Origin of the sequence: Galactobacter sp. (genome assembly GCF_022712295.1) — a bacterium.
Lineage (GTDB): Bacteria > Actinomycetota > Actinomycetes > Actinomycetales > Micrococcaceae > Galactobacter.
The window spans coordinates 1-8,594 of the sequence record NZ_JALAGT010000004.1 but is presented as its reverse complement, the minus strand read 5'-3'; the positions used below and the strand labels follow the sequence as shown (position 1 = coordinate 8,594).

Annotated in this window: 7 protein-coding genes and 1 pseudogene; 3 read left to right on the top strand and 5 right to left on the bottom strand. The window is 66.6% G+C overall.

What is annotated here, in order from left to right:
• Together Q0A15_RS00260 and map are read right to left on the bottom strand one after the other, a co-directional pair.
• A pseudogene (locus tag Q0A15_RS00260) lies at positions 1-191 on the bottom strand (hypothetical protein); the annotation flags it as partial.
• A gap of 43 nt (positions 192-234) precedes the next feature.
• Positions 235-1,134 carry a type I methionyl aminopeptidase gene (gene map / locus Q0A15_RS00255; protein ID WP_291277531.1) on the bottom strand — a complete coding sequence of 300 codons (900 nt, stop codon included), beginning with the start codon at positions 1,132-1,134 and terminating at the stop codon, positions 235-237.
• Positions 1,135-1,256: 122 nt separating this feature from the next.
• Here map and Q0A15_RS00250 point away from each other — a divergent pair, with 122 nt between their 5' ends.
• The 3 genes from Q0A15_RS00250 (at position 1,257) to Q0A15_RS00240 (ending at position 5,970) form a co-directional block, all read left to right on the top strand.
• Positions 1,257-1,442, top strand: a complete 186-nt coding sequence (locus tag Q0A15_RS00250; protein ID WP_291277530.1) for an SPOR domain-containing protein — start codon at positions 1,257-1,259, stop codon at positions 1,440-1,442.
• A gap of 125 nt (positions 1,443-1,567) precedes the next feature.
• Positions 1,568-2,908: a type I glutamate--ammonia ligase gene (glnA, locus tag Q0A15_RS00245; RefSeq protein ID WP_291277529.1), complete on the top strand. Its 1,341-nt coding sequence runs from the start codon at positions 1,568-1,570 to the stop codon at positions 2,906-2,908.
• An 8-nt stretch (positions 2,909-2,916) separates the two neighbouring features.
• Positions 2,917-5,970 carry a bifunctional [glutamine synthetase] adenylyltransferase/[glutamine synthetase]-adenylyl-L-tyrosine phosphorylase gene (locus Q0A15_RS00240; protein ID WP_291277528.1) on the top strand — a complete coding sequence of 1,018 codons (3,054 nt, stop codon included), beginning with the start codon at positions 2,917-2,919 and terminating at the stop codon, positions 5,968-5,970.
• 74 nt (positions 5,971-6,044) lie between these two features.
• Here the strand turns inward: Q0A15_RS00240 and Q0A15_RS00235 are convergent, their stop codons facing one another.
• The 3 genes from Q0A15_RS00235 to Q0A15_RS00225 form a co-directional block, all read right to left on the bottom strand.
• Positions 6,045-7,172 carry a hypothetical protein gene (locus tag Q0A15_RS00235; protein WP_291277527.1) on the bottom strand — a complete coding sequence of 376 codons (1,128 nt, stop codon included), beginning with the start codon at positions 7,170-7,172 and terminating at the stop codon, positions 6,045-6,047.
• Positions 7,169-7,558: a PadR family transcriptional regulator gene (locus tag Q0A15_RS00230; protein ID WP_291277526.1), complete on the bottom strand. Its 390-nt coding sequence runs from the start codon at positions 7,556-7,558 to the stop codon at positions 7,169-7,171. The genes Q0A15_RS00235 and Q0A15_RS00230 overlap by 4 nt, the downstream gene beginning before the upstream one ends.
• A gap of 181 nt (positions 7,559-7,739) precedes the next feature.
• On the bottom strand, positions 7,740-8,594 hold an 855-nt coding region (locus tag Q0A15_RS00225; protein WP_367273334.1), incomplete at its 5' end, for a glutamine synthetase family protein.

Below are 8,594 nucleotides of genomic sequence, written 5' to 3'. Positions count from 1 at the left end.
GCCACCGCCTCAGGGGTGGCCGGGCGGGGCGTGGGGATGCGGAACCGCTCCTCGATCAGCTTGCCGCGTTTCAGGTCGACGATGCCGCCCTTGATCCCGGTTCCACCGATGTCCACACCGATGCCGGTGGGATGCTTCGTGGACTTCTTGGACACGGTGGTCCGGTTGGACGCGGGGGATTCGGCGCTCATGGCAGGCGGGGGTTCCTTACGGGATCGGTTGAGAACGGTCGGATCAGGCGGGCAGGGTGAGGACGCGGGCACCTTCGTCCTCGACCACAAGCGTGTGCTCGAACTGCGCGGTGAGGCTGCCGTCGCGGGTCACCACGGTCCAGTCATCGTCCCACTGGTCCCATTCGATGCCGCCAAGAGTGAGCATGGGTTCTATGGTGAAGACCATTCCGGGCACGATCTCGGTGTCATAGAGCGGAGCGGCATCGTAATGGGGAACGATCAGGCCGGAGTGGAACTCCTCACCGACGCCGTGGCCCGTGTAGTCACGAACAACCCCGAGCCCGAAACGCTTGGCGTAGACCTCGATGGTCCTACCGATCACGTTGATCCGACGGCCGGGTTTGACCGCCTTGATGCCGCGGCGCAGTGCTTCCCTGGTGTGTTCGACCAGGTCGTGTGCCGCGGTGGAGACCGAGCCGACCTCGAACGTCGCATTGGTGTCGCCGTGGACGCCATTGAGGTAGGCGGTCACGTCGACGTTGATGATGTCTCCGTCCTCGAGCACGGTGGAATCCGGGATGCCGTGGCAGATGACCTCGTTGATGGAGGTGCACAGGGACTTCGGGAAACCGCGGTAACCCAAGGTCGAGGGGTAGGCGTGGTGATCGAGCATGTACTCGTGCCCGATGCGATCGAGCTCATCCGTGGTGACTCCGGGGACGGCGGCCATACCGACCGCCTCGAGGGCGCCGGCCGCGACGCGCGAGGCGGCCTCGATCCGGGCGATGGTCTCCGCATCCTTGACATCGCTGACCACGCCCTCGACGGGCTCGGCCCGCCCTACGTACTCGGGGCGTGGGATGGAGCCGGGCACGCGGCGCGAGGCACCGATGACACCGGGCGTGAGCAGGCCGCGGTGGACGCCGCGGGCGGGGGAGGAAGTGGAAGAGGCTGAGGACATGCATCCAGTCTATGGCGCCTCCTCCCTCCCGCGCAGGGTGGAAGTCGGCGACCGGAGAGGGCAGCATGAGACTCGTTGGACGCGGTCGCGACCAACAGCAGTGACGACCGAAGGAGGCCACCATGGCTGCCGTGCCCGATGCCCACGAGGGCGACTACTGGTACAACGTCGAGACCGGCGAGGTCGAGGTGGGAGCGCAGTCCGACTGGAAGCGCCTGCTCGGGCCGTACCCCAGCCGCGAGGCCGCGCAGGCAGCGTTGGCCACTGTGGAGCGCAACAACGAGGATTGGGACGACGACGATGACTGACCCGCACGGGCCGCAACTGTGTGTTCGGCGCGTGCAATGTGCATGACACATGCTCTTCACTAGAGTGAGTGGCACTGGCCAGCCCCTCGTGAAGCAGGGGAACCGAAGAACGTGGAGGAGTCGACATGGACCGTCAGCAGGAGTTCGTGCTCCGTACCATCGAGGAGCGCGATGTGCGCTTTGTGCGTCTGTGGTTCACGGATGTGGGCGGCTCCCTGAAGTCCATCGCCCTGGCACCCGCAGAGGTGGAGGGGGCCTTCAGCGAGGGGCTGGGCTTCGACGGCTCCTCCATGGAAGGACTCGGCCGGATCTCGGAGGCAGACATGTTGCTGCGTCCGGACCCCTCCACGTTCCAGATCCTGCCGTGGCGTGGCGAGACGGAGCCCACCTCTCGCATGTTCTGCGACATCCTCACCCCCGACGGTGAGCACGCCGCAGCGGACCCCCGGCACGTGCTGCGTAAGCAGCTCAATGTCGCGGCGGAGATGGGCTTCACCTGCTACACGCACCCGGAGGTGGAGTTCTACCTGTTGAAGTCGGACGAACTCGACGCCAACGGCCGGCCCCGCCCGGTGGACCACGGGGGCTTCTTCGACCACGTCCCCGGAGGCGTGGCGCAGGACTTCCGCCGTCAGGCCGTGACCATGTTGGAGAGCGTCGGGATCCCCGTGGAGTTCTCCCACCACGAGAACGGCCCCGGGCAGAACGAGATCGACCTGCGCTTCGCAGACGCCCTCACCAGCGCGGACAATCTGATGACCTTCCGCACGGTCGTGAAGGAGGTGGCGCTGCAGCAGGGGATCTACGCAACCTTCATGCCCAAGCCCTTCGCGGACCAGCCCGGCTCGGGTATGCACACTCACTTCTCCCTCTTCGAAGGCGATCGCAACGCGTTCTTCGAGGCAGGGCAGGAGTACCAGCTCTCCCGGACCGCACGGCAGTTCATGGCCGGGGTGCTCAAGCATTCCGCCGAGATCACGGCAGTCACCAACCAGTTCGTGAACTCGTACAAGCGTATGTGGGGCGGGGGAGAGGCCCCCAGCCACGTGGCGTGGGGTCACAACAACCGCTCCGCCCTCATCCGCGTTCCGCTCTACAAGCCGGACAAGGGTCAGAGCGCGCGCCTGGAGTACCGCGGCATCGATTCCGCTGCGAACCCGTACCTGGCCTACGCTCTGGTTATCGCCGCGGGACTGAAGGGCATCACCGACGACTACGACCTCGGCCCCGCCACCGAGGACGATGTCTGGTCCATGACCACCGCAGAGCGTCGCGCCATGGGGCACACCCCGTTGCCTGCCACGCTGCATGACGCCATCCGCATCATGGAGGAATCCGAGCTCGTGGCCTCCGTGCTCGGCGAGAAGGCCTTCGACGCCTTCCTGCGCAACAAGCAGGACGAGTGGGACGACTATCGTCACGACGTGAGCCCCTACGAGCTCAACAGGTATCTCGGGGTGCTGTGAGCCAACCGGTGTCGTCAGGCCCAATCAACTCGAGGCCCGCGCACTCGACCACGGAATTGCTCGCGGTCGGGTTCGTGGACCTGGACCTGGTGCGCCGCTTCCTCGACGCCGAGGAACTCGCGGGGATCGACCGGGGGGCGCTCCTGGACGGCCTTCGGCAGGCCGCTGACCCGGACCAGGCCCTGACCTGTTTGGTCCGGCTGCTCTCCCGCGCGCCCTCCGTGGCCGCGCTGGCCGCCGACCGCACCGCGCACCGCCCGCTCTTCAGGCTGCTGGGCGCCTCCGAGGCGCTCGCGGACTTCCTGACCCGCCATCCTGAGCACGCTTCGCTGCTCGCGCAACAGCGCGGGAACGATTTTGCCCCCGTGCCCGACGGCCTGTGGCGGGACACGCTGCTGCGCAGCGTCGGTGCCGATCCCACCGAGGCGACGCCCGTGGCGTCGGGCACAGGACAGGACGTCGTCAAGGCGCTGCGTGTGGCCTACCGCGCCGGCATCACCGATGTGGCGCTGCGCGACGTCTGCGCAGCAGACCCCACAGCGTGTTTGGGGCAGGTGGCGTCCGAACTCTCCGATCTGGCCGGCGCCGCATTGGAGGGCGCGCTGGCCGTGGCTAGGGCGGAACTGGCACAGGCGCACTCGGGCCTGGACCCGCGAGCCATCCGTCTGGCCGTGATCGGCATGGGCAAATGCGGTGCGAGGGAACTGAACTACATCTCCGATGTGGACGTGATCTGGGTCCACGACGTCGCTGCAGATGCGGACGAGGCCGTGCAGGAGCAAGCCGCGACGTTGGCCGAGGAACTGGCGAGGCGCACCACTCAGGCGATCATGAAGCCTGGTGCGGAACCAGGGCTCTGGGAGGTGGACGCCAACCTCCGTCCGGAAGGCAAGGACGGGGCGTTGTCCCGCACCGTGGAGTCCCACGTGCACTACCTGAACACATGGGCGCACGACTGGGAGTTCCAGGCGCTGCTGAAGGCCCGCGCCGTGGCCGGGGACGTGGACCTGGGCCGTGAGTACGAGGACGCGGTGTCCCCGCTGGTCTGGTCCTCGTCGCAACGGCCCGGCTTCGTGGAGGGCGTGCAGCGCATGCGCGCCCGGGTGACGTCGAATATCGCCCCCGCTCAGATTCCGTGGCAGCTGAAGCTGGGACCCGGCGGCCTGAGGGACGTCGAGTTCACCGTGCAGCTGCTGCAGCTGGTTCACGGCCGGGTGGAACCCCGGCTGCGCGTGCGCGGAACCCTGCCGGCACTGCATGAGCTGGGGGAGACCGCCTACATCTCCCGCGTCGATGCCGAGGCGTTCTCCGCTGACTACCGTTTCCTGCGCACCTTGGAGCACCGCATCCAGCTGATCCGCATGAGACGCTCGCATCTGGTGCCGGAGGCGGAAGCCGAACAACGTGTGTTGTCTCGTTCCTTGGCCACCGAGGCGGATCTGAATCCTTGGACCGCGGAACGGCTCATGAAGAGATGGAAGCAGGTGAAGGCCACGGTGCGTGGCCTTCACCAGAAGCTCTTCTTCCGCCCGCTGCTGGCCACGGCCGCCCGCCTGGGGGACGACGAGGTGCGGCTGAGTTCCGATGCCGCGCAGGCGCGGTTGTCGGCTCTTGGCTATGCGTCGCCTCGACAGGCCATGGCGCACATCGAGGCGCTCACCGCGGGTGTCTCGCGAACTGCTGCGTTGCAGCGGCAACTGTTGCCGGTGCTGCTTGGATGGATGGCAGAATCCGTGGACCCGGATGCCGCACTGCTCGGTTTCCGGCGGCTGGCGGAGTCCCTGGGGGGCTCGCCGTGGTTCCTGGCGATGCTGCGCGATTCGCCCGCAGGCGCCGAGCGGTTGTGCCACATCCTCGGTACCTCCCGCATGGTGTCGGATCTCTTGGAGGTCTCCCCGGAATCCACCGCGTGGCTCGGCAACGACCAGGAGCTCTATCCGCCCAGTTGGAAGAAGCTCTGGGGTGAGATCGAATCCAAACTGACCCGGCACGTCGCCGACCCGGACGGAGGAATGCGGCTGGTGCGGCTGACGCGCCGCAGGGAGCAACTGCGCACCGCGTTGGCCGACGGCTCGGGGATGTTGGACGTCTCCGGGGTCGGAGCGTCCCTCGCCGACGTGGACCGCGCAACGGTCATCGGTGCCCTGCGTGTTGCCGAGAACCGGGACTATGCCGAGCACGGGGAGCTCACCCGTCTGCTGGTGGTGTCCATGGGGCGCCAGGGTGGCCGGGAGATCGGCTACGGCTCCGATGCCGACGTACTGTTCGTGCACCAGCCACTGCCGGGATCCTCGGCCGCGGAAGCTCAGGCTCAGGCGGAGCGTCTGGCCCACGCGGTGGGGACGCTGCTGCGGGCACCGCTCAAGCCTCCGGTCCTGGCCGAACGGCGGCTGGAACTCGACGCCGACCTGCGCCCGGAGGGAAAGCAGGGCGCCCTGGTACGCACCGTGGAGTCCTACAAGGAGTACTACGAACGCTGGGCGGAGGTCTGGGAACGTCAGGCACTGCTGCGTGCCCTGCCCATGGCAGGCCACCGTAACGTGGCGCAGAGCTTCGTGGAGGTCATCGACCCTGTCCGCTACGGACGCGGGCTGAAACCAGAGGAATTGCAGCAGATCAGGCGGATCAAGGCTCGCGTCGAGGGGGAGCGGATGCCGCGAGGCGTCAGCCCCAAGCGGCACCTGAAACTGGGTCCGGGCGGACTCTCGGACGTGGAATGGCTGGTGCAGACCCTGCAGCTGCAGCACGCGGCAGAGCACTGTACCTTGCGCGTGACCTCCACGCTGCCCGCTCTGCGACAGCTGGCGGCCTTGGGGATCCTGGACCCGGACGATGCTGAGGGGCTGGAGGAGGCATGGGTGCTCGCCACGGACCTCAGGGCCGCCGTGGTGGCCTGCACGGGGCGGGCGGCCAACGGGCTGCCGGAGAACCGGCAGGAGTTGCGGGCCATCGCCTCCTGGACCGACCGGCACGTGGAGAATCCCTCCGAGCTGGAGGAGGAATGGCTGCGCACCGCCCGTCACGCGAGGTCCATCTTCGAGCGGCTCTTCTACCCCGTTTGAGAACCCTGTCCTGATGTGGAGACCCTGACCGGGGTGCCGGATTCCGGATCGTGTCGGTGGAGGACGGTGCTGACTCAGCCCGTGGGGGCTGCACCGCCTCGTGAAGCCTTGCCGCGGACAGCCCTACGCCAGTCCCTGTATGCGCCGGTCCAGTACCAGATGCTCAACAGCACCAGGGCAGCGTAGGTGAACAGCGGCCATGACGGGGACAGTCCGTGCTCCGAAGCCTCGGAGATCAGGAGGACAAGCCAGATCGCAATCATCGAGCCGTAGAGCAACATCTTCCTGCGGGGCCGAACCCTCGGGTCGGCCCGAACCGTGTTGGCGTAGCCCTCTGGAGAACCGAACTCCTCAGCCGCGCCGCGTCCCGAATCGTCGAGATGGGCATGGGCCTCTCCGACGGCGGTGTCGATCGCGGCGTCGCTGAGATCGTCGCGCGAGCGCAGTGCGGCTTGCAACCTGCAGGTCCACTCCACGGGGTCAGGATCCGAAAGGGCAAGGGATTGCTCCACGTCATCGGACGTCCGGCTACTCTCCGGCCAGACTCTTCCCACTGCCCAAGCCAGCACTGCATAGAAAGGAATCAACGCAGCGATCCAGAGCCACGGCCACTCTGGCCCAGAATCCTGGAGCATGATCAGGAACCCGGCCATGAGGGTCGCGCCCAGAACGGCGACGACCACGGCAATCGCCACGGCTGCGGCGAAACGACGTCGTGGTCGGACGGCCGCGTAGATTCCGTAGACGAGGGTACACAGTGCCGCCAGCATCAAGGGGAGGGTCGCGATCAGGGGGTTGAAATCCCACTGGGTGCGTCCAGGGAGCAGATTCAGCAGTGCGTTGGCGAAGAGCACAAAGCTGAACCAGGCGGCCCCCCAAAGGCAGTGCTCAACGCAGGTGCGCAGCGAAAGCGGACCACGGGTTGAATCAAACGCATCGAGTCCCTCCGACTTCAGCCAAGCGATCTGTTCGTGCGCCCAGGCCTTGGCATCACCGAAGGCGGCCCGGGCCGGCTCACCGCTTTCGTGCAATGCTTGTGCTGCCATGCCCATGACCGCCTGGATGTAGGGCTCCTTGGCCTGCTTCCAGAGCAATTCGGTGGCTGCGGCGTCGGCCCATTCCTGGTCGTCCTCGGTGCCTCCTGCCTGGCGGAACATCTCAGCCACCTGGTCGAAGACGGGCTGCTCGGTCTTACTGCTCATCGGGAATCACCGCCGATGAGCCGGGCGGAGGCCGGAGAGGTGACGGCTGCAGTGGTGCCGGAGGCACCCAACGACCCCGAGACGTCGTGCAGTGCGACGCGAGCCGCCTCCAGCTCACGGGCACCGGCAGCGGTCAGCGAGTAGATGCGGCGCGCGGGACCTGAGGGGCCGGGCAGCCATTCGGTCGAGACGAACCCTGCCTCCTCCAGTCGGGCCAGCGCCGGGTAGAGAGATCCACCCTTCGGTACCCCGAAGCCGAGCCGTCCAAGTGCCTGACCGATGGCATAGCCGTGCAGGTCCTCCGCTTCCAGGCAGGCCAGGATCGCAGTGGGAAGGAGCGCACGGACCCAGGCCTGAGGCCAGAGGGGCGTCTCTAGATCATCCATATCTCTAAGTATGGCAACTACCTAGATCCTTGTGTCAAGCGACAGATTCGAAATTCAGCTGCAAGGAATGGTTCGGCTTGGGTGGACACGGTCGGTCACGGTGGGGCGGACGCGGAAGGGCCCGGATCACATCAGTGATCCGGGCCCTTCCTGCATCAGCAGCTAGCCGATGAACTGAGAATCAGACTCCGTAGTAGAGGGCGAACTCCAGCGGGTTGACCCGAGCGGAGAGCGGGGTGATCTCGTTCTCGTACTTGTAGTCGATCCACGCCTCGATCAGGTCCTCGGTGAAGACGTCACCGGCGAGCAGGAACTCGTGGTCCTCGCGCAGGGCCTCGAGGGCCTCCTCGAGGGAGCCGGGTGCCTTCTGGATGTCCTTGGCCTCCTCCGGGGGGAGCTCGTAGAGGTCCTTGTCGATGGGCTCAGCGGGCTCGATGCGGTTGCGGATGCCGTCCAGGCCGGCCATCAGCTGAGCGGCGAAGGCCAGGTAGGGGTTACCCGACGGATCGGGAGCGCGGAACTCGAGGCGCTTGGCCTTGGGATTGGAGCCGGTGATCGGGATACGGATACCGGCGGAGCGGTTGCCCTGCGAGTACACCATGTTGACCGGGGCCTTTATGCCCTTCTCCAGGCGCTTGTAGGAGTTCTCTGTGGGGTTGGTGAAGGCCAGGACGGGGGAGGGGTGCTTGAGCAGGCCGCCGATGTACCAGCGTGCGGTGTCGGAGAGGTTGGCGTAGCCCTTCTCGTCGTAGAACAGCGGCTCGCCTTCGCTCCACAGCGACTGGTGGCAGTGCATACCGGAGCCGTTGTCGTCGAAGAGCGGCTTGGGCATGAACGTGGCGGACTTGCCCCACTCGTCCGCGGTGTTCTTCACGATGTACTTGAACTTCAGCACGTCGTCCGCGGCGGCGACCATGGTGTCAAACCGGTAGTTGATCTCGGCCTGGCCGGGCGCGCCCACTTCGTGGTGCGAACGCTCCAGATGCAGGCCGGCCTCGATGAGGCGCAGCGAGATGTCATCGCGCAGATCTGCCTG